The following is a 21,620-nucleotide window of genomic DNA, read 5'->3' as shown; positions in this document are numbered from 1 at the left end:
GAATATATGACTACACTTTGTGGGAAAACAAAGGCGTAATCACGCGGGCTACCTATGATTCTTATAATTTATGCGCATCCGTATCCGCATCATTCCCATGCGAATAAACGGATGCTTGAACAGGCAAGGACGCTGGAAGGCGTCGAAATTCGCTCTCTTTATCAACTCTATCCTGACTTCAATATCGATATTGCCGCCGAGCAGGAGGCGCTGTCTCGCGCCGATCTGATCGTCTGGCAGCACCCGATGCAGTGGTACAGCATTCCACCGCTCCTCAAACTTTGGATCGATAAAGTTTTCTCGCACGGCTGGGCTTACGGTCACGGCGGTACGGCGCTGCATGGCAAACATTTGCTGTGGGCGGTGACGACCGGCGGCGGGGAAAGCCATTTTGAAATTGGTGCGCATCCGGGCTTTGATGTGCTGTCACAGCCGCTACAGGCGACGGCAATCTACTGCGGGCTGAACTGGCTGCCACCGTTTGCCATGCACTGCACCTTTATTTGTGACGACGAAACCCTCGAAGGGCAGGCGCGTCACTATAAGCAACGTCTGCTGGAATGGCAGGAGGCACATCATGGATAGCCATACGCTGATTCAGGCGCTGATTTATCTCGGTTCGGCGGCGCTGATTGTACCCATTGCGGTACGTCTTGGTCTGGGATCGGTACTTGGCTACCTGATCGCTGGCTGCATTATTGGCCCGTGGGGGCTGCGACTGGTGACCGATGCCGAATCTATTCTGCACTTTGCCGAGATTGGCGTGGTACTGATGCTGTTTATTATCGGCCTCGAACTCGATCCACAAAGGCTGTGGAAGCTGCGTGCAGCAGTGTTTGGTGGTGGCGCATTGCAGATGGTGATTTGCGGCGGCCTGCTGGGGCTGTTCTGTATGTTACTTGGGCTGCGCTGGCAGGTCGCGGAATTGATCGGCATGACGCTGGCGCTCTCTTCTACGGCGATTGCCATGCAGGCGATGAATGAACGCAATCTGATGGTGACGCAAATGGGTCGCAGTGCCTTTGCGGTGCTGCTGTTCCAGGATATCGCGGCGATCCCGCTGGTGGCGATGATCCCGCTACTGGCAGCGAGCAGTGCCTCGACGACGATGGGCGCATTTGCTCTCTCGGCGTTAAAAGTGGCGGGTGCGCTGGTGCTGGTGGTATTGCTGGGGCGCTATGTCACGCGTCCGGCGCTGCGTTTTGTTGCCCGCTCTGGCTTGCGGGAAGTGTTTAGTGCCGTGGCGTTATTCCTCGTGTTTGGCTTTGGTTTGCTGCTGGAAGAGGTTGGCTTGTCGATGGCGATGGGCGCGTTTCTGGCGGGCGTACTGCTGGCAAGCTCGGAATACCGTCATGCGCTGGAGAGCGATATCGAGCCATTTAAAGGTTTGCTGTTGGGGCTGTTTTTCATCGGTGTTGGCATGTCGATAGACTTTGGCACGCTGATTGAAAACCCATTGCGCATTGTCATTTTGCTGCTCGGTTTCCTCATCATCAAAATCGCCATGCTGTGGCTGATTGCCCGACCGTTGCAGGTGCCAAATAAACAGCGTCGCTGGTTTGCGGTGCTGTTAGGGCAGGGCAGTGAGTTTGCCTTTGTGGTATTTGGTGCGGCGCAAATGGCGAATGTGCTGGAGCCGGAGTGGGCGAAATCGCTGACCCTGGCGGTGGCGCTGTCGATGGCGGCAACGCCGATTCTGCTGGTGATCCTCAATCGCCTTGAGCAATCTTCTACTGAAGAGGCGCGTGAAGCCGATGAGATCGACGAAGAACAGCCGCGGGTAATCATTGCCGGATTCGGTCGTTTTGGGCAGATCACCGGACGTTTACTGCTCTCCAGCGGGGTGAAAATGGTGGTGCTCGATCACGACCCGGACCATATCGAAACGCTGCGTAAATTCGGTATGAAAGTGTTTTATGGCGATGCCACGCGGATGGATTTACTGGAATCTGCGGGAGCGGCGAAAGCGGAAGTGCTGATTAACGCCATCGACGATCCGCAAACCAACCTGCAACTGACGGAGATGGTGAAAGAACATTTCCCGCATTTGCAGATTATTGCCCGCGCCCGCGATGTCGACCACTACATTCGTTTGCGTCAGGCAGGCGTTGAAAAGCCGGAGCGTGAAACCTTCGAAGGTGCGCTGAAAACCGGGCGTCTGGCACTGGAAAGTTTAGGTCTGGGGCCGTATGAAGCGCGAGAACGTGCCGATGTGTTCCGCCGCTTTAATATTCAGATGGTGGAAGAGATGGCAATGGTTGAGAACGACACCAAAGCCCGCGCGGCGGTCTATAAACGCACCAGCGCGATGTTAAGTGAGATCATTACCGAGGACCGCGAACATCTGTCATTAATTCAACGACATGGCTGGCAGGGAACAGAAGAAGGTAAACATACCGGCAACATGGCGGATGAACCGGAAACAAAACCCTCATCCTAATAAAGAGTGACGTAAATCACACTTTACAGCTAACTGTTTGTTTTTGTTTCATTGTAATGCGGCGAGTCCAGGGAGAGAGCGTGGACTCGCCAGCAGAATATAAAATTTTCCTCAACATCATCCTCGCACCAGTCGACGACGGTTTACGCTTTACGTATAGTGGCGACAATTTTTTTTATCGGGAAATCTCAATGATCAGTCTGATTGCGGCGTTAGCGGTAGATCGCGTTATCGGCATGGAAAACGCCATGCCGTGGAACCTGCCTGCCGATCTCGCCTGGTTTAAACGCAACACTTTAAATAAACCCGTAATTATGGGCCGCCATACCTGGGAATCCATCGGTCGTCCGCTGCCAGGACGCAAAAATATTATCCTCAGCAGTCAACCGGGTACTGACGATCGCGTTACGTGGGTGAAATCGGTGGATGAAGCCATTGCGGCGTGTGGTGACGTACCAGAAATCATGGTGATTGGCGGTGGTCGCGTTTATGAGCAGTTCCTGCCCAAAGCGCAAAAACTGTATCTGACGCATATCGACGCAGAAGTGGAAGGCGACACCCATTTCCCGGATTACGAGCCGGATGACTGGGAATCGGTATTCAGCGAATTCCACGACGCTGATGCGCAGAACTCTCATAGCTATTGCTTTGAGATTCTGGAGCGGCGGTAAGTTTGTATATTAGAATTCCGGCATCACTGATACGTGCAGATATCCGTGTTTACTAGACGTATAAATTGTACAGGAGCACGATATCATGACTGCAAAACGTACCACACAAAGTGTGACCGTCACCGTCGACCGTGAGTTAGTCAATCGCGCTCGTGATGCAGGCTTAAATATGAGCGCCACCCTTACGGTTGCGCTCAATGCTGAACTTAAAAAACATGCAGCAACACGTTGGCGTGAAGAGAACGCAGAAGCTATCGCTGCGTTAAATCAATTGGCTGATGAAACCGGATGTTTCTCTGATGAGTACCGGAGCTTCTAGCGATGCAATTTACGGTATACCGCAGTCGCGGCAGGAACGCCGCGTTTCCCTTTGTTATCGATGTTACCAGCGACATTATTGGTGAGATTAATCGCCGTATTGTTATTCCATTAACACCTATTGAACGATTTATCCGTATTCGCCCTCCAGAACGGCTTAACACAATCCTTTTACTGGTAGACGGCAAAGAATATGTGCTCATGACGCATGAGACTGCAACTGTTCCAGTTAACGCGCTGGGAACGAAATTTTGCGATGCCAGCGCGCACCGAACGTTGATTAAAGGGGCATTAGATTTTATGCTCGACGGGATTTAAGACGCGACCGCCTCTCCTTCGCCCATATCCTTATGCCGGTTCGACGGCTGGACAAAATAGTGTTTATCTTCCCAGCGCAGGCAGGTTAATGTACCACCCCAGCAGCAGCCAGTATCCAGCGCGTAAATACCTTCCGGCGTACCTTTGCCTTCCAGCGATGCCCAGTGACCAAAGGCGATGCTGTATTCTTCAGCGACAGGGCCAGGAATCGCAAACCACGGTTTCAGTGGGGCAGGGGCTTCTTCCGGCGATTCTTTGCTGTACATATCCAGTTGCCCGTTCGGGAAGCAAAAACGCATACGGGTAAAGGCGTTGGTGATAAACCGCAGTCTTCCCAGCCCCCGCAATTCCGGTGACCAGTTATTTGGCATATCGCCGTACATGGCATCAAGGAAGAAGGGGTAGGAGTCGCTCGACAGCACCGCTTCTACATCGCGCGCGCACTCTTTGGCGGTCTGCAGATCCCACTGCGGCGTGATCCCGGCGTGGGCCATCACCAACTTTTTCTCTTCGTCGATTTGCAGCAGAGGCTGGCGACGCAGCCAGTTAAGCAGCTCGTCGGCATCCGGCGCTTCCAGCAGCGGTGTCAGGCGATCTTTCGGTTTATTGCGGCTGATCCCGGCAAATACCGCCAGCAGATGCAGATCGTGATTGCCCAGCACCAGACGTACGCTGTCGCCTAAGGATTTCACATAGCGCAGAACATCCAGCGAACCCGGGCCGCGCGCGACCAGATCGCCCGTCAGCCAGAGGGTATCTTTCCCAGGGGTAAATTCTACTTTATGCAGCAATGCGATCAGTTCATCGTAACAACCATGAACGTCGCCAATAAGGTATGTCGCCATATTCTTTTAATGAATGAGTGTGGGAACGGCGAGTCGGAATACGGGAATGTCGATGCTGAAAGGGACGCCATTTTCATCGATCATTTCGTAGTGACCCTGCATGGTGCCCAGCGGGGTTTCAATGATTGCACCGCTGGTGTACTGGTACTCTTCGCCAGGGGCGATAAGTGGCTGGACGCCAACCACTCCTTCGCCCTGGACTTCGGTTTCACGGCCATTGCCATTGGTGATCAGCCAGTAACGCCCCAACAACTGCACTGGCGCTCGCCCCAGATTGCGTATGGTTACGGTATAAGCAAAAACGTAACGTTCATTATCAGGTGAAGATTGTGCCTCAATGTAGACGCTTTGAACCTGAATACACACTCGGGGCGAATTGATCATCGTTAACTCTCCTGCAAAGGCGCGTTCTCCGCCAGATAGTTCGCCATCTGGCAATATTGCGCGACAGAGATATTTTCCGCTCGCATCGCCGGATCGATCCCCATTCCGGTTAACACCTCGACGCTAAACAGGTTGCCGAGGCTGTTACGAATGGTTTTACGACGCTGGTTAAAGGCTTCGGTGGTGATGCGGCTCAACACGCGAACATCTTTAACCGGGTGAGGCATCGTTGCATGAGGAACCAGGCGCACGACGGCGGAATCCACTTTGGGTGGTGGTGTAAAGGCTGACGGCGGAACTTCCAGCACCGGGATCACGTTGCAATAGTATTGCGCCATGACGCTTAATCGACCATACGCTTTGCTGTTCGGTCCTGCAACCAGACGATTCACCACCTCTTTTTGCAACATAAAGTGCATGTCGGCAATGGCATCAGTATAGCTAAACAGATGGAACATCAACGGCGTGGAGATGTTATACGGCAGGTTGCCGAAAACACGCAGCGGCTGGCCCATTTTCGCGGCCAGTTCGCCAAAGTTAAAGGTCATCGCATCCTGCTGATAAATTGTCAGTTTTGGGCCTAAGAACGGATGCGTTTGCAGACGTGCCGCCAGATCGCGGTCAAGTTCGATGACCGTAAGTTGATCCAGACGTTCACCGACCGGTTCGGTCAATGCCGCCAGACCGGGGCCGATTTCGACCATCGCCTGGCCCTTCTGCGGGTTAATGGCAGAAACAATGCTGTCGATCACGAACTGATCGTTGAGAAAGTTTTGCCCGAAGCGTTTACGGGCTAAGTGGCCCTGGTGGACTCGATTATTCATTGGGTGTTAACAATCATTTTGATGGCGAGATTAAGCGCCGTAATAAAACTGCCGACATCGGCTTTACCACGTCCCGCTAGTTCAAGCGCGGTGCCGTGGTCCACTGATGTGCGAATAAAGGGCAGGCCCAGCGTAATGTTCACACCGCGCCCGAAGCCCTGGTATTTTAGCACGGGAAGACCCTGATCGTGGTACATCGCCAGCACGGCGTCGGCGTTATCGAGATATTTCGGCTGAAACAGGGTATCGGCAGGCAGCGGCCCGTTGAGTTTCATCCCCTGCGCCCGCAGCTCGTCGAGCACCGGAATAATGGTGTCTATCTCTTCAGTACCCATATGACCGCCTTCGCCCGCGTGCGGATTCAGCCCGCAGACCAGAATGCGCGGTTCGGCAATACCAAATTTGGTCCGCAAATCGTGATGCAAAATAGCAATCACTTCGTGCAAAAGCGCAGGGGTGATAGCATCTGCGATATCGCGCAGCGGTAAATGCGTCGTTGCCAGCGCCACGCGAAGTTCTTCGGTCGCCAGCATCATCACCACTTTTTTCGCCTGCGAACGCTCTTCGAAAAACTCGGTATGACCGGTAAACGGAATGCCTGCGTCGTTAATGACGCCTTTATGCACGGGGCCTGTGATCAGCGCAGCAAATTCACCGTTCAGACAGCCATCACACGCTCGCGCCAGCGTTTCCACCACATAATGCCCATTTTCAACCGCTAACTGCCCCGCAGTGACAGATTCACGTAGCGCGACAGGAAGTAGCGTTAATGTGCCCGCAGTTTGCGGTTGTGCAGGGGAGTTGGGGGAATAAGGGCGGAGGGTGAGCGGCAAACCGAGCATCGCTGCCCGGTTGGTAAGGAGAGTGGCATCGGCACAAACAACCAGTTCGACTGGCCACTCACGCTGTGCGAGCTGGACAACTAAGTCCGGGCCAATCCCGGCGGGCTCGCCGGGAGTGATCACAACACGTTGGGTTTTAACCATTAGTTGCTCAGGATTTTAACGTAGGCGCTGGCACGTTGTTCCTGCATCCAGCTTGCTGCTTCTTCCGAGAACTTACGGTTCATCAGCATGCGGTACGCACGATCTTTCTGTGCCGCGTCGGTTTTATCGACATTACGGGTATCCAGCAGTTCGATTAAATGCCAGCCGAATGAAGAGTGAACCGGTGCACTCATTTGACCTTTGTTCAGGCGGGTCAGGGCGTCACGGAAGGCCGGATCGAAAATATCTGGCGTAGCCCAGCCGAGATCACCGCCCTGGTTAGCAGAGCCTGGATCCTGAGAGAACTCTTTCGCTGCGGCAGCAAAAGTCGTTTTACCACTCTTGATATCGGCAGCAATTTGTTCCAGTTTCACGCGGGCTTGTTCGTCGGTCATAATCGGCGATGGTTTCAGCAGAATATGGCGAGCATGAACTTCGGTCACCGAGATATTTTTGCTTTCGCCGCGCAGGTCGTTAACTTTCAGAATATGGAAGCCAACGCCGGAACGAATCGGGCCAACAATGTCGCCTTTCTTCGCGGTGCTTAATGCCTGGGCGAAGATCCCCGGCAACTCCTGAATACGGCCCCAGCCCATCTGGCCGCCGTTCAGCGCCTGCTGGTCGGCAGAATGAGCAATCGCCAGCTTACCGAAATCAGCGCCGTTACGCGCCTGATCGACAATGGCACGCGCCTGGCTTTCCGCTTCGTTCACTTGATCAGAGGTCGGGTTTTCCGGCAGCGGGATCAGGATGTGGCTCAGGTTCAGCTCAGTGCTGGCGTCGTTTTGGTTACCCACCTGCTGCGCCAGGGATTCGACTTCCTGCGGCAGGATGGTGATGCGACGACGCACCTCGTTGTTACGCACTTCAGAGATAATCATCTCTTTGCGGATCTGGTTACGATAGGTGTTGTAGTTCAGACCATCGTAAGCCAGACGGCTGCGCATCTGATCCAGCGTCATGTTGTTCTGTTTCGCGATGTTAGCAATCGCCTGATCCAGCTGCTCATCGGAGATTTTCACTCCCATTTTCTGCCCCATCTGCAGGATGATTTGATCCATGATCAAACGTTCCATGATTTGGTGGCGCAGCGTCGCGTCATCAGGAAGCTGCTGCCTTGCCTGAGCAGCGTTCAGTTTTACCGACTGCATTAATCCATCAACGTCGCTTTCCAGCACGACGCCGTTATTGACGACGGCTGCGACTTTATCGACTACCTGGGGGGCAGCGAAACTGGTATTCGCGATCATGGCGATACCGAGAAGCAGCGTTTTCCAGTTCTTCATACTTTTTCCATTTCAATTAACCGCACTGCGGATTACGTGGTAAATCAACAAATCACAAAGTGTTTTGATACGGCAGAATGTTCGAACGCAGCATCTCTTGCGTACCCAGGCCGTAGTTGGAGCTCAGGCCGCGAAGTTCGATGTTAAAGCCGATTGCGTTGTCATATACCGCATGTTGTTTATCGTTATCCCAACCGTTCAGCTTCCGCTCGTAACCGACGCGAATTGCATAGCAGCAGGAGCTGTATTGCACACCTAACATAGAGTCGGCTTGCTTGTTCGCATTGGTGTCGTAGTAGTAGGCCCCAACAATTGACCAACGATCAGCAATTGGCCAGCTGGCGACGGCACCTACCTGCGAAATACCATTCTTATATTGCTCAGCTGTGGAATAGTACTTAGGCAGCGTAGCCTGAATATATTCCGGGCTGGCGTAACGGTAATTCAGCTGTACCAGACGGTCTTCATCCCGACGGTATTCAATGCTGGAGTTACTGGTCGCTACGTTATCCAGACGTGTATCGTACTGAATCCCGCCACGCAATCCCCAACGCTCGGAGATACGCCAGTAAGTATCGCCTGCCCACACCAGTGAGCCCGTTTTGTCGTCATTCTCCCATGTTATGTTGTCATCGCCAGTGCGAGACTCCGTAAAATAGTAGATTTGACCAACGGAAATATTAAAACGTTCAACGGCAGCATCATCATATATGCGAGATGTGACACCGGTCGTCACCTGGTTAGCGGAGGCAATACGGTCAAGACCGCCGTAAGTCCGGTCCCGGAACAGGCCAGAGTAGTCAGATTGCAGCAGAGACGAGTCGTAGTTATAGATGTCGCTCTGATCGCGATACGGCACGTATAAATACTGCGCGCGCGGTTCCAGCGTTTGGGTATAACCCGGAGCCAGCATTTCCATATCGCGTTCAAAGACCATTTTGCCGTCAACTTTGAATTGCGGCATTACGCGGTTAACGGATTCGTCCAGCTTGGTTGTGTTTCTGGAGTTATACCAGTCAAGATTAGTTTGCTGATAATGGGTTGCCAGCAACTTCGCTTCGGTATTGATGCTGCCCCAGTTATTAGAGAGCGGCAAATTGATGGTCGGTTCCAGGTGAACACGGGTTGCCTCAGGCATGTCGTCTCTGGTGTTAACAAAGTGCACTGCCTGGCCATAAATACGCGTATCAAACGGACCAACATCATTCTGGTAGTAGTTAACGTCTAACTGCGGCTCTGCCGAGTAGCTACTGGTGTTCTGCTCGCTGAAGACCTGGAACTGCTTGGTTGAAACGGTGGCATTGAAGTTTTGCACCGCATAGCCAACGCTGAATTTTTGCGTTGCGTAGCCGTCAGTACTGGAACCGTACTTGTTATCGAAATCATTGAAGTAACTAGGATCGCTGACCTTAGTGTAGTCGACGTTGAAACGCCACACCTGATCCATGACCCCGGAGTGGTTCCAGTAGAATAACCAACGACGTGAACTGTCATCGTTCGGGTGTTCATCTTCATAGACTTTATCTGAAGGCAGATAGTCCAGTTCCATCAAGCCAGCGCCCGCCTGGGAGAGGTAGCGGAATTCGTTCTCCCACATGATATTGCCACGACGATGCATATAATGCGGCGTGATGGTGGCATCCATATTTGGCGCGATGTTCCAGTAATATGGAAGGTAGAACTCAAAGTAGTTGGTGGTGGTGTACTTGGCGTTCGGGATCAAGAAACCAGAGCGACGTTTGTCACCCACCGGCAACTGCAAATAGGGGCTATAAAAGATCGGTACCGGACCCACCTTAAAGCGGGCGTTCCAGATCTCCGCAACTTGTTCTTCGCGGTCATGAATAATTTCGCTACCTACCACGCTCCAGGTGTCAGAACCTGGCAGACAGGAGGTAAAGCTACCGTTATCCAGAATGGTATAGCGGTTTTCGCCACGTTGTTTCATCAGGTCCGCTTTACCGCGGCCCTGACGACCCACCATCTGGTAATCACCTTCCCAGACATTGGTATCTTTGGTGTTCAGATTCGCCCAGCCTTTCGGCCCTTTGAGGATCACCTGGTTATCGTCGTAATGGACATTACCGAGCGCATCAACGGTACGTACCGGCTCCGGTTGTCCTGGTGCCTCTTTTTGATGGAGCTGCACTTCGTCGGCCTGCAGACGGCTGTTACCCTGCATGATATCCACGCTGCCAGTAAACACGGCGTCATCCGGGTAGTCCCCTTTCGCGTGGTCAGCATTGATAGTCACGGGTAAGTCATTGGTATCGCCCTGTACCAGAGGACGGTCATAGCTTGGCACGCCCAACATGCACTGTGAGGCGAGGTCGGCTGCCAGTCCCTGTTGACTATAAAGGGCGGTGGCAATCATGGTGGCCAGGAGAGTGGGGATACGTTTTTTCATACGTTGATTTTATTGTTCCATCATCGGTAACGTTGCGCGTGACAAACGGTCAGAGACTAACGTACTCGTCATCTCTACGCTAGTGTTAATCCTGTCCGAATAGCGTCAGTGGTGTTAGGCACGGCATTGAATGACAGGTATGATAATGCAAATTATAGGCGATGTCCCACAATTGACCGCAGCCGGAAAACGGTAAAAGCACCTTTATATTGTGGGAGATAGCCCTGATATCCGTGTGTCGATTTGGGGAATATATGCAGTATTGGGGAAAAATCATTGGCGTGGCCGTGGCCTTACTGATGGGCGGCGGCTTTTGGGGCGTAGTGTTAGGCCTGTTAATTGGCCATATGTTTGATAAAGCCCGTAGCCGTAAAATGGCGTGGTTCGCCAACCAGCGTGAGCGTCAGGCGCTGTTTTTTGCCACCACTTTTGAAGTGATGGGGCATTTAACCAAATCCAAAGGTCGCGTCACGGAGGCTGATATTCATATCGCCAGCCAGTTGATGGACCGAATGAACCTTCATGGCGCTTCCCGTACTGCGGCGCAAAACGCGTTCCGGGTGGGGAAATCAGACAATTACCCGCTGCGCGAAAAAATGCGCCAGTTTCGCAGTGTCTGCTTTGGTCGTTTTGACTTAATTCGTATGTTTCTGGAGATCCAGATTCAGGCGGCGTTTGCTGATGGTTCACTGCACCCGAATGAACGGGCGGTGCTGTATGTCATTGCCGAAGAGTTAGGCATCTCCCGCGCCCAGTTTGACCAGTTTTTGCGCATGATGCAGGGCGGTGCACAGTTTGGCGGCGGTTATCAGCAGCAATCTGGCGGTGGTAACTGGCAGCAAGCGCAGCGTGGCCCGACGCTGGAAGATGCCTGTAATGTGCTGGGCGTGAAGCCGACGGATGATGCGACCACCATCAAACGTGCCTACCGTAAGCTGATGAGTGAACACCATCCCGATAAGCTGGTGGCGAAAGGTTTGCCGCCTGAGATGATGGAGATGGCGAAGCAAAAAGCGCAGGAAATACAGCAGGCCTATGAATTGATTAAGCAGCAGAAAGGGTTTAAATGACCCTGTAAATGATGCTGAGTAACTGCCCACGATTAAAGGTGGCCGCCCTGGCGGTCACTTCTTTGAGAAAAGGCGTTTACTCCGAATGGTGGACAGGCTCAATGCACGGTTTACGGGAGGGGTTCTGTTGGTTTTATCGCGTTGACCCTGCTTAAGGTTGAGAGCTTTACGACGAGCGGAATTATATTTTTACATCTTAAAAATAAAAAACACATATCTGAATGAGCGATTTTTGAAAGTATATTTATTCAGAGTGCGCATGATGAGTTTTTAACTCAATGCGAGGCTATTACCATGAAAGTATCAGTTCCAGGCATGCCGGCTACACTTTTAAATATGAGCAATAACGATATTTATAAGATGGTGAGCGGGGACAAGATGGACGTGAAGATGAATATCTTTCAACGCTTGTGGGAGACGTTACGTCATCTGTTCTGGTCAGATAAACAGCCTGAGGCTTATAAACTTCTGTTCAATTTCGTGAATAACAAGGCTGGCAACATCAACGCCTCAGAATACTTTACTGGGGCTATCGACGAGAATGAGAGAGAAAAGTTTATCAATAGCCTGGAATTATTCAATAAACTCAAAACATGCGCAAAAAATCCGGATGAGATGGTCGCAAAGGCTAATATGTGCTGGGACACTCAGATCTACGGTGATATTGAGTTAAGTGTCACTTTTTTAATTGAAAATAATGAGATATGTACTCTGACGTTGCAGCTGTGCAAGGGCCTCGGTAGCTTGGGTGTTGATCTTAGAAACGCTTACCTTCCCGGCGTTGACATGAGGAATTGTTACCTTGGTAAAAAAACAATAATAGATAACAACGTCCTTTACTTGGAACCTGGGTGGAATGCTAACCTGGAAGGTGCTATCCTGGACGGTACTGACGCAATTATTATTAATAAAATCACCACCAAAAAAATTGCTACTGAAGAAATTACCACTAAACAAAGTACTGCTGAAGAAATTATTGCCAACGCAATTATTGAATGATCCAGAATAAGCTAAGGTTGAAGGGGCTGGAACGCCCCTTCAACCTTAGCAGTAGCGTGGGATGATTTCACAATTAGAAAGACCTGCATGATGAGCTAGAGAAGAGGCTGGTGATGCAAGGCGTCGTGCACGACGCGGATCACCGAGATGGGCATCGCCAACCAGACTGCTAATTAGCCCATGAATAACAATCAGAAAGGACCATAACAAACCCGATAAAATGAAATATTAGAGACGATCAACGGGTGAAAAAAAAGTTCAAAAATTCGCTGTGGAGCAGGAAGGGAATTACCGAATGGAAAGCGTAGCCACACGCAACGACTGAAAGCAGTTTGGCAGAAACAAAAAATCCCCGGACTCGGGGATTTATGTACAAGAGGCAGCCCTTAGGATGAGGGTATAAACGTACAGGAAAGGTTAAAAATCCGCTGGCGCTTTAAACGTCATACTATTGCCATACGCCGGATGGGTAATCGTCAACATCTCTGCATGTAGCAACAAACGCGGTGCCATCGCTCTCGCTTCCGGTGATGCATAAAAACGATCGCCGAGAATCGGATGACCCAGCGCCAGCATATGCACACGCAATTGATGCGAACGCCCGGTAATCGGTTTTAACACCACTCTTGCCGTGTTATCCGCCGCATACTCCACCACTTCATATTCCGTCTGCGCAGGCTTGCCCGTTTCGTAACAGACTTTCTGTTTCGGGCGGTTTGGCCAGTCGCAAATCAGCGGCAGATCCACCAGACCTTCTGCGGGGGATGGATGCCCCCAGACGCGGGCCACATACTGCTTTTTCGGCTCGCGCTCGCGGAACTGGCGTTTTAACTCCCGCTCCGCGGCTTTGGTCAGCGCCACTACAATCACGCCGCTGGTAGCCATATCCAGACGATGCACCGATTCTGCCTGCGGATAATCACGCTGAATGCGCGTCATCACGCTGTCTTTGTGCTCTTCCAGACGACCCGGCACAGACAACAAACCGCTCGGCTTGTTGACCACCATAATGTGGTCATCCTGATACAGGATAACCAACCAGGGTTCCTGCGGTGGATTGTAGTTTTCCATCCCCATTTTCGGCTCCGTTACTGATGCGTTACAACGATCAAACGCAGGGCATCCAGACGCCAGCCTGCCTGATCCAGGCTTTCCATTACCTGCTGACGGTTGCTCTCAATAGCGGTCAGTTCGTCGTCACGAATGTTCGGGTTCACTGCACGCAGCGCTTCCAGACGAGACAGCTCGGCAGACAGTTTTTCGTCGGCTTCGTTACGCGCTGCATCAATCAGTGCACGGGCAGATTTCTCGATCTGCGCTTCACCCAACTGAAGGATCGCGTGAACATCCTGCTGCACGGCGTTAACCAGTTTGCTGCCGGTGTGACGGTTAACCGCGTTAAGCTGACGGTTAAAGGTTTCAAACTCCACCTGCGCCGCCAGGTTGTTGCCGTTTTTATCCAGCAGCATACGTACCGGTGTCGGCGGCAGGAAGCGGTTGAGCTGCAACTGCTTCGGAGCCTGGGCTTCAACCACGTAAATCAGTTCCACCAACAGCGTACCTACCGGCAACGCTTTGTTTTTCAACAGTGAAATCGTGCTGCTACCGGTATCGCCAGAAAGGATCAGATCAAGACCGTTGCGGATCAGCGGATGTTCCCAGGTAATAAACTGCGCATCTTCACGCGCCAGCGCCACTTCACGATCAAAGGTGATGGTGATGCCATCTTCCGACAGGCCTGGGAAGTCCGGCACCAGCATATGATCGGACGGCGTCAGCACGATCATGTTGTCGCCGCGATCGTCCTGATTGATACCGATGATATCGAACAGGTTCATAGCGAAGGCGATCAGGTTGGTATCGTCATCCTGCTCTTCAATGCTTTCTGCCAGTGCCTGGGCTTTTTCGCCACCGTTGGAATGGATTTCCAGCAGGCGGTCACGACCTTGTTCCAGCTGTGCTTTCAGCGCTTCATGTTGCTCGCGGCAGTTTTTGATCAGATCGTCAAAGCCTTCGGTTTGATCCGGTGAAGCCAGATAGTTAATCAGATCGTTGTATACACTATCGTAAATAGTGCGTCCGGTCGGGCAGGTGTGCTCGAATGCATCCAGACCTTCGTGATACCAGCGCACCAGCACCGACTGAGCGGTTTTCTCCAGATAAGGCACATGGATCTGAATATCGTGCGCCTGACCGATACGATCCAGACGACCAATACGCTGCTCCAGCAGATCCGGGTTGAATGGCAGGTCAAACATCACCATGTGGCTGGCGAACTGGAAGTTACGTCCTTCAGAACCGATTTCCGAGCACAGCAGTACCTGCGCACCGGTGTCTTCTTCAGCAAACCAGGCGGCAGCGCGGTCACGTTCGATTATCGACATGCCTTCGTGGAACACCGCGGCGCGAATACCTTCACGTTCGCGCAGTACTTGCTCCAGTTGCAGCGCAGTGGCAGCTTTAGCGCAGATCACCAGCACTTTCTGAGAGCGATGGCTGGTCAGGTAGCCCATCAGCCACTCAACGCGCGGATCGAAGTTCCACCAGGTGGCGTTATCACCTTCAAATTCCTGATAAATACGCTCCGGGTAGAGCATATCGCGAGCGCGATCTTCCGCACTTTTGCGTGCGCCCATAATGCCGGAGACTTTAATAGCCGTCTGATACTGCGTCGGCAGCGGCAGCTTAATGGTGTGCAGCTCGCGTTTCGGGAAGCCTTTCACACCGTTACGCGTGTTACGGAACAGCACGCGGCTGGTGCCGTGGCGATCCATCAGCATCGAAACCAGTTCCTGACGGGCGCTCTGTGCATCTTCGCTGTCGCTGTTTGCTGCTTGCAACAGCGGCTCGATATCCTGCTCGCCGATCATCTCACCGAGCATGTTCAGCTCGTCATTGCTCAGTTTGTTACCTGCCAGCAGCATGGCAACGGCATCTGCTACCGGACGATAATTTTTCTGCTCTTCAACGAATTGCGCGAAATCGTGGAAACGGTTCGGGTCCAGCAGACGCAGACGGGCGAAGTGGCTTTCCATTCCCAGCTGTTCCGGGGTTGCGGTCAGCAGCAGAACGCCCGGCACGTGCTCTGCCAGTTGTTCAATGGCCTGATATTCGCGGCTCGGCGCATCTTCACTCCACACCAGGTGATGGGCTTCATCGACCACCAGCAGATCCCATTCGGCTTCACAGAGATGTTCCAGACGCTGTTTGCTACGACGGGCAAAATCCAGCGAGCAAATCACCAGCTGTTCGGTATCGAACGGGTTGTAAGCATCGTGCTGAGCTTCGGCATAACGCTCATCATCAAACAGAGCAAAGCGCAGGTTGAAACGGCGCAGCATTTCTACCAGCCACTGATGCTGTAAGGTTTCCGGGACGATAATCAGCACACGTTCAGCAGCGCCAGAGAGCAGTTGCTGATGCAGGATCATCCCGGCTTCAATGGTTTTCCCTAAACCCACTTCGTCAGCCAGCAGGACGCGCGGCGCGTGGCGGCGGCCAACATCATGAGCGATGTTGAGCTGGTGCGGGATCAGGCTGGTACGCTGACCGCGCAGGCCGCTGTACGGCATACGGAACTGTTCGCTGGAATACTTACGCGCGCGATAACGCAGCGCAAAGCGGTCCATACGGTCAATCTGCCCGGCAAACAGACGGTCCTGCGGTTTGCTGAACACCAGTTTGCTATCAAGGAAAACTTCACGCAGGGCTACGCCGGACTCTTCAGTATCCAGGCGAGTACCGATATAGGTCAGCAAGCCATTTTCTTCTTTTACTTCTTCGACTTGCATCTGCCAGCCGTCATGGCTGGTAATGGTATCACCAGGGTTGAACATCACGCGGGTCACGGGGGAATCACTGCGTGCGTACAGACGGTTTTCACCAGTAGATGGGAAAAGTAAAGTGACAGTTCGCGCATCCACCGCGACAACGGTTCCAAGTCCCAATTCGCTTTCTGTATCGCTGATCCAGCGTTGACCAAGTGTAAAAGGCATATGTGTTCGGCTCTATATCTTTAATTGCAGGCAATAACCACCCGCTACCGTGCTTATGAGGTAGTGGTGTTATTCAGGTCCAGGAATGGAAAGGGCGCTATGGTACTGGATGGCAAAGCATTCGTCACGCATCAAAATGGTATCTGGCGAACTCTTTTTTTGCTCAAAATAGCCCAAGTTGCCCGGTCATAAGTGTAGCAAAATTATCCTCAATAAAAGGGAGTATTCCCTCCGCCACGGGTTGTAGCTGGCGGGTCAGATAGTGTTCGTAATCCAGTGGTGAACGTTGGTAGTCCAGCGGCTCCGGGCCGTTGGTGGTCCATACGTACTTAATGGTGCCGCGGTTCTGATATTGCAAGGGGCGACCGCGCTTTTGGTTTTCTTCATCGGCAAGGCGAGCGGCGCGTACATGAGGCGGAACATTACGCTGATATTCGCTCAGCGGACGGCGAAGGCGTTTACGGTAAACCAGCCGCGCATCCAGTTCACCCGCCATCAGTTTGTCGATGGTTTCGCGGACGTACTCCTGATATGGCTCGTTGCGGAAGATACGCAGGTATAGCTCCTGCTGAAACTGCTGGGCCAGCGGCGTCCAGTCGGTGCGCACGGTTTCCAGCCCTTTAAACACCATCCGCTGTTTATCGCCCTCCTGAATCAGCCCGGCATAACGCTTTTTACTGCCGGTATCGGCTCCGCGAATGGTTGGCATCAGAAAACGGCAGAAATGGGTTTCATACTCCAGTTCCAGTGCGCTGGTCAGTCGTTGTTTTTGCAGCGTTTCTGCCCACCAGGCGTTAACGTGCTGCACCAGTGCACGACCAATTTTCGCCGCTTCTTCTTCCGAATGTGCGCCTTTCAACCAGACAAACGTTGAGTCGGTATCGCCGTAGATCACGTCGTAGCCCTGCGCTTCAATCAACGCTTTGGTTTGCCGCATGATCTGATGACCACGCATGGTGATCGACGACGCCAGGCGCGGATCGAAGAAGCGGCAGGCGGTGGTGCCAAGCACGCCATAAAAGGCATTCATAATGATCTTCAGCGCCTGCGAAAGCGGCTTATTACCCTGACGTTTGGCTTCATCGCGCCCGTGCCAGATGTTAGTCACAATCTCCGGCAGGCAATGTTTCTCCCGCGAGAACCAGGCATCGAGAAAACCTTCGGTGCTGTGCTCTGGATCAGGCTGCGCCATGCCTTCAACCAGCCCGACGGGATCAATCAGAAAGGTGCGGATGATCGACGGGTACAGGCTTTTGTAGTCCAGCACTAGCACCGAATCATAAAGTCCTGGCCGCGAATCCATCACATAGCCACCAGGGCTGGCGTGTGGCGGCACTTCGCCGAGATTAGGCGCGACATAACCAGCGCGATGCATTCGCGGAAAATAGAGATGACCAAACGCTGCCACCGAACCGCCGTGCCGATCCACCGGCAGGCCGTTCACCGTTGCTCGTTCGAGTAAAAACGGCATGATTTCAGTTTTGTGGAAGATCTGCGTCACCAGCTCGCAATCTTTCAGGTTATAAGTTGCCAGCGCAGGTTTATCTTCGGCGAAACGGCGGTCAATTTCGTCCATCCGATCCCACGGGTTATCGATAGATTTTCCTTCGCCTAATAACTCCTGAGCGACGGTTTCCAGCGAGAATGAAGAGAAATTCCAGAACGCGGATTTCAGCGCCTCGATACCGTCGATAATCAGCCGCCCTTTGGCCTGGGCAAAAAAGACGCCGTTTTTAAAGCCGTGCTCGCGCCACTCCAGCTCACTGTTATCGCGCCCCAGCCGCAGCGGAATACGATAACGCTCGGCATGTTTTTGCAGCATTCGCAGATCGAACTGCACCACGTTCCAGCCGATGATCACATCAGGATCGTGAGTCGCAAACCAGGCGTTGAGTTTTTCCAGTAGCTGCGGGCGGCTGGCGACGTACTCCAGTTCAAAATCGAGCGCGGAGGCGTCGCCATTCTCTGGCCCCAGCATATAAACGATGCGCTGCTCGCAACCTTCCAGGCCGATGCAGTACAGCTCACCGTGGCGGGTGGTTTCAATATCAATAGAAACCCACTTGAGCGGCGGACGGTAGTCGGGATGCGGTTTCAGACGGGCATTAACGATAGCGCCATTGCGCATATCACCCTCGACCCACACCGGTGAGGTGATAAACCGCTCCATCAGATAGCGTTCTGGCGGGCGCACATCGGCCTCGTAGACGGTAACGCCAGCTTCACGCAGGCGCTTTTCGTAATTCATCAACTGGCGATGGGCGCGACAGTAAAGGCCATACACCGGCTGGCGATGAAAATCCTTTAACGCCAGCGGCGTCAGGCGAAAGCCTTGCTCACCCTGCAAAATATGCTGGGCGCGGGGAACCTGATCGGCGGGAATAAACGCCACGGACTCTTGCGGCGCAAGCGTAACCTGCAACGGCCCGTTGTCCGTCGCTAACCAAAAGGAAACTTCGGTTCCTTGCGGGGTGTCCCGCCAGTGTCGGGTTAAGATAAAACCTGCCTGCGCCACGCTGAAAATCCAATAAAAAACCAGGCTTGATTATAGCCTGGTTTTGGTTGATTGGCTGTGGTTTTATACAGTCATTACTGCCCGTAATATGCCTTCGCACCATGCTTACGCAGATAGTGTTTATCCAGCAGCGTTTGCTGCATATCCGGTAACTGCGGCGCTAACTGACGGCAGAATATCCCCATATAAGCGACCTCTTCCAGCACGATGGCGTTATGCACCGCATCTTCGGCATTTTTGCCCCATGCAAATGGGCCGTGAGAATGGACCAAGACGCCGGGCATTTGTGCTGCGTCGATTCCCTGTTTTTCGAAGGTTTCTACGATGACGTTACCGGTTTCCCACTCATATTCACCGTTGATTTCTGCGTCGGTCATTTTGCGGGTGCAGGGAATGGTGCCGTAGAAATAGTCGGCGTGGGTGGTACCGGTTGCCGGAATTGACTGGCCCGCCTGCGCCCAGATGGTGGCGTGGCGGGAGTGCGTATGCACAATGCCGCCAATGGACGGGAATGCCTGATAGAGCAGCCGATGAGTTGGCGTGTCGGAGGAGGGCTTTTTCGTACCTTCAACCACTTCACCGGTTTCGATGCTGACCACGACCATATCGTCAGCGGTCATGACGTTGTAATCGACGCCGGAAGGTTTGATCACAAAGACGCCGCGCTCGCGATCAACGGCGCTGACGTTGCCCCATGTGAGCGTGACCAGGTTATGTTTTGGCAGCGCCAAATTGGCTTCTAATACCTGGCGTTTGAGATCTTCTAACATGTTGACTCCTTCGTGCCGGATGCGCTTTGCTTACCCGGCCTACAAAATCGCAGCGCGTAGGCCTGATAAGACGCGCCAGCATCGCATCAGGCGTTGAATGCCGGATGCGCTTTGCTTATCCGGCCTACAAAATCGCAGCGTGTAGGCCTGATAAGACGCGCCAGCGTCGCATCAGGCGTTGAATGCCGGATGCGCTTTGCTTATCCGGCCTACAAAATCGCAGCGTGTAGGCCTGATAAGACGCGCCAGCGTCGCATCAGGCGTTACATACCTGATGCAGCTACTTAGCGACGAAATCCGTAATACACTTCGTTCCAGCGCAGCGCGTCTTTAAACGCTGGCAGGCGGGTGTCGTTATCAATCACCGTGATTTCAATGTCGTGCATCTCGGCGAACTGGCGCATATCGTTGAGGTTCAGCGCATGGCTGAAGACGGTGTGGTGCGCGCCACCAGCAAGGATCCACGCTTCGGAAGCGGTTGGTAGATCCGGCTGCGCTTTCCACAGCGCATTCGCCACCGGTAGTTTCGGTAGGGAGTGCGGTGTTTTCACCGTGTCGATGCAGTTAACCAGCAGACGGTAACGATCGCCGAGATCAATCAAGCTGGCGACAATGGCCGGACCGGTTTGAGTGTTGAAGATCAGGCGGGCAGGATCGTCTTTACCGCCAATACCGAGGTGCTGAACGTCGAGGATCGGTTTCTCTTCTACGGCGATCGACGGGCAGACTTCCAGCATATGGGAGCCGAGCACCAGATCATTACCTTTCTCGAAGTGATAGGTGTAGTCCTCCATAAAGGAGGTGCCGCCCTGCAGACCGGTTGACATCACCTTCATGATGCGAAGCAGGGCGGCAGTTTTCCAGTCGCCTTCGCCCGCAAAGCCGTAACCCTGCTGCATCAGACGCTGTACGGCCAGACCAGGAAGCTGTTTCAGACCGTGCAAATCTTCAAAGGTGGTGGTGAACGCGTGGAAGCCACCTTGTTCCAGGAAACGCTTCATCCCCAGCTCAATACGCGCCGCTTCCAGCACGTTCTGGCGTTTTTCGCCGTGGATTTGTGTGGCAGGCGTCATGGTGTAGCAGCTTTCGTACTCATCGACCAGCGCGTTAACATCGCCATCGCTGATGGAGTTCACTACCTGCACCAGATCGCCAACCGCCCAGGTATTGACGGAGAAACCGAACTTGATCTGTGCGGCAACTTTATCGCCATCGGTGACCGCCACTTCACGCATGTTATCGCCAAAACGGCAGATTTTCAGATGACGGGTATCCTGTTTAGATACCGCCTGACGCATCCAGGAGCCGATACGCTCATGGGCTTGTTTATCCTGCCAGTGACCGGTAACGACGGCATGTTGCTGACGCATACGCGCGCCAATGAAGCCGAACTCGCGACCGCCATGTGCAGTCTGGTTCAGGTTCATAAAGTCCATATCGATGCTATCCCACGGCAGCGCCGCGTTGAACTGGGTGTGGAATTGCAGCAACGGTTTGTTGAGCATAGTCAGGCCGTTGATCCACATTTTGGCCGGGGAGAAAGTGTGCAGCCACACTACCAGGCCGGCGCAACGATCGTCGTAATTCGCGTCACGGCAAATAGCGGTGATTTCATCCGGCGTGGTGCCCAGCGGTTTCAGCACCAGTTTGCAGGGCAGTTTCGCTTCCGTATTCAGCGCATTAACGACGTGCTCGGCATGTTGGGTGACCTGACGCAGGGTTTCCGGGCCATACAGATGCTGGCTGCCAATTACAAACCACACTTCATAATTATCAAAAATCGTCATTGTCG

Annotated in this window: 18 protein-coding genes and 1 pseudogene; 7 read left to right on the top strand and 12 right to left on the bottom strand. The window is 53.0% G+C overall.

Annotation, left to right across the window (positions count from 1 at the left end; genetic code table 11):
* Window positions 1-54 precede the first annotated feature (54 nt).
* The 5 genes from kefF (at window position 55) to ACJHYR_RS11080 (ending at window position 3,747) form a co-directional block, all read left to right on the top strand.
* The gene (gene kefF, locus ACJHYR_RS11100; protein WP_000600725.1) at window positions 55-585 is read left to right on the top strand and encodes a glutathione-regulated potassium-efflux system oxidoreductase KefF; all 531 of its coding nucleotides are present in this window, start codon (window positions 55-57) and stop codon (window positions 583-585) included.
* A complete protein-coding gene (gene kefC / locus ACJHYR_RS11095; protein ID WP_000377114.1) occupies window positions 578-2,440 on the top strand; it encodes a glutathione-regulated potassium-efflux system protein KefC in 1,863 nt (620 codons plus the stop codon). Before kefF ends, kefC begins: the two co-directional genes overlap by 8 nt.
* Before the next feature lie 191 nt (window positions 2,441-2,631).
* Window positions 2,632-3,111 carry a type 3 dihydrofolate reductase gene (folA, locus tag ACJHYR_RS11090; protein ID WP_000624375.1) on the top strand — a complete coding sequence of 160 codons (480 nt, stop codon included), beginning with the start codon at window positions 2,632-2,634 and terminating at the stop codon, window positions 3,109-3,111.
* A gap of 85 nt (window positions 3,112-3,196) precedes the next feature.
* Window positions 3,197-3,430 carry a type II toxin-antitoxin system CcdA family antitoxin gene (locus ACJHYR_RS11085; protein WP_000125566.1) on the top strand — a complete coding sequence of 78 codons (234 nt, stop codon included), beginning with the start codon at window positions 3,197-3,199 and terminating at the stop codon, window positions 3,428-3,430.
* Between the two features lie 2 nt (window positions 3,431-3,432).
* Complete coding sequence (locus tag ACJHYR_RS11080) at window positions 3,433-3,747, top strand: CcdB family protein (protein WP_001160962.1); 315 nt, start codon at window positions 3,433-3,435, stop codon at window positions 3,745-3,747.
* Here the strand turns inward: ACJHYR_RS11080 and apaH are convergent.
* Genes apaH through lptD form a run of 6 tightly spaced genes read right to left on the bottom strand, consistent with a single transcriptional unit; the run spans window position 3,744 to window position 10,479 of the window.
* Window positions 3,744-4,592: a bis(5'-nucleosyl)-tetraphosphatase (symmetrical) ApaH gene (gene apaH, locus ACJHYR_RS11075; protein WP_021556397.1), complete on the bottom strand. Its 849-nt coding sequence runs from the start codon at window positions 4,590-4,592 to the stop codon at window positions 3,744-3,746. The two genes, ACJHYR_RS11080 and apaH, sit on opposite strands and share 4 nt — an antisense overlap.
* Window positions 4,593-4,598: 6 nt before the next feature.
* Window positions 4,599-4,976, bottom strand: coding sequence for a Co2+/Mg2+ efflux protein ApaG (apaG, locus tag ACJHYR_RS11070; RefSeq protein ID WP_000610901.1), 378 nt, complete (start codon window positions 4,974-4,976; stop codon window positions 4,599-4,601).
* A gap of 2 nt (window positions 4,977-4,978) precedes the next feature.
* Window positions 4,979-5,800 (bottom strand): 16S rRNA (adenine(1518)-N(6)/adenine(1519)-N(6))-dimethyltransferase RsmA, encoded by an 822-nt coding sequence (gene rsmA / locus ACJHYR_RS11065; protein WP_001065363.1) that lies wholly within the window; start codon window positions 5,798-5,800, stop codon window positions 4,979-4,981.
* The gene (gene pdxA, locus ACJHYR_RS11060; RefSeq protein WP_000241280.1) at window positions 5,797-6,786 is read right to left on the bottom strand and encodes a 4-hydroxythreonine-4-phosphate dehydrogenase PdxA; all 990 of its coding nucleotides are present in this window, start codon (window positions 6,784-6,786) and stop codon (window positions 5,797-5,799) included. Before pdxA ends, rsmA begins: the two co-directional genes overlap by 4 nt.
* Window positions 6,786-8,072 (bottom strand): peptidylprolyl isomerase SurA, encoded by a 1,287-nt coding sequence (gene surA / locus ACJHYR_RS11055; protein ID WP_000800457.1) that lies wholly within the window; start codon window positions 8,070-8,072, stop codon window positions 6,786-6,788. The genes pdxA and surA overlap by 1 nt, the downstream gene beginning before the upstream one ends.
* A 52-nt stretch (window positions 8,073-8,124) precedes the next feature.
* Window positions 8,125-10,479: an LPS assembly protein LptD gene (gene lptD, locus ACJHYR_RS11050; protein ID WP_000746151.1), complete on the bottom strand. Its 2,355-nt coding sequence runs from the start codon at window positions 10,477-10,479 to the stop codon at window positions 8,125-8,127.
* 254 nt (window positions 10,480-10,733) lie between these two features.
* Here lptD and djlA point away from each other — a divergent pair, with 254 nt between their 5' ends.
* Together djlA and ACJHYR_RS11040 are read left to right on the top strand one after the other, a co-directional pair.
* On the top strand, window positions 10,734-11,549 hold the full coding sequence (djlA, locus tag ACJHYR_RS11045; RefSeq protein ID WP_001200573.1) for a co-chaperone DjlA: 816 nt from the start codon (window positions 10,734-10,736) through the stop codon (window positions 11,547-11,549).
* A gap of 294 nt (window positions 11,550-11,843) precedes the next feature.
* A complete protein-coding gene (locus tag ACJHYR_RS11040; RefSeq protein WP_042028623.1) occupies window positions 11,844-12,548 on the top strand; it encodes a hypothetical protein in 705 nt (234 codons plus the stop codon).
* Between the two features lie 26 nt (window positions 12,549-12,574).
* Here the strand turns inward: ACJHYR_RS11040 and ACJHYR_RS11035 are convergent.
* From ACJHYR_RS11035 to araA, 6 genes and pseudogenes are all read right to left on the bottom strand, one after another.
* Window positions 12,575-12,753 (bottom strand): annotated as a pseudogene (locus tag ACJHYR_RS11035) (transposase DNA-binding-containing protein); the annotation flags it as partial.
* A gap of 212 nt (window positions 12,754-12,965) precedes the next feature.
* A complete protein-coding gene (gene rluA / locus ACJHYR_RS11030; RefSeq protein ID WP_000525176.1) occupies window positions 12,966-13,625 on the bottom strand; it encodes a bifunctional tRNA pseudouridine(32) synthase/23S rRNA pseudouridine(746) synthase RluA in 660 nt (219 codons plus the stop codon).
* Between the two features lie 11 nt (window positions 13,626-13,636).
* Window positions 13,637-16,543, bottom strand: coding sequence for an RNA polymerase-associated protein RapA (rapA, locus tag ACJHYR_RS11025; RefSeq protein WP_001117011.1), 2,907 nt, complete (start codon window positions 16,541-16,543; stop codon window positions 13,637-13,639).
* 163 nt (window positions 16,544-16,706) lie between these two features.
* Window positions 16,707-19,058, bottom strand: a complete 2,352-nt coding sequence (polB, locus tag ACJHYR_RS11020) for a DNA polymerase II (RefSeq protein WP_059328315.1) — start codon at window positions 19,056-19,058, stop codon at window positions 16,707-16,709.
* Between the two features lie 74 nt (window positions 19,059-19,132).
* A complete protein-coding gene (gene araD, locus ACJHYR_RS11015; protein WP_000888652.1) occupies window positions 19,133-19,828 on the bottom strand; it encodes an L-ribulose-5-phosphate 4-epimerase in 696 nt (231 codons plus the stop codon).
* Between the two features lie 284 nt (window positions 19,829-20,112).
* On the bottom strand, window positions 20,113-21,615 hold the full coding sequence (araA, locus tag ACJHYR_RS11010) for an L-arabinose isomerase (RefSeq protein ID WP_059328314.1): 1,503 nt from the start codon (window positions 21,613-21,615) through the stop codon (window positions 20,113-20,115).
* Window positions 21,616-21,620 lie beyond the last annotated feature (5 nt).

The organism is Escherichia sp. WS1450 (assembly GCF_046487395.1).
Classification (GTDB): Bacteria; Pseudomonadota; Gammaproteobacteria; order Enterobacterales; family Enterobacteriaceae; genus Escherichia; species Escherichia coli.
This window is presented reverse-complemented; position numbering and strand designations above follow the sequence as displayed.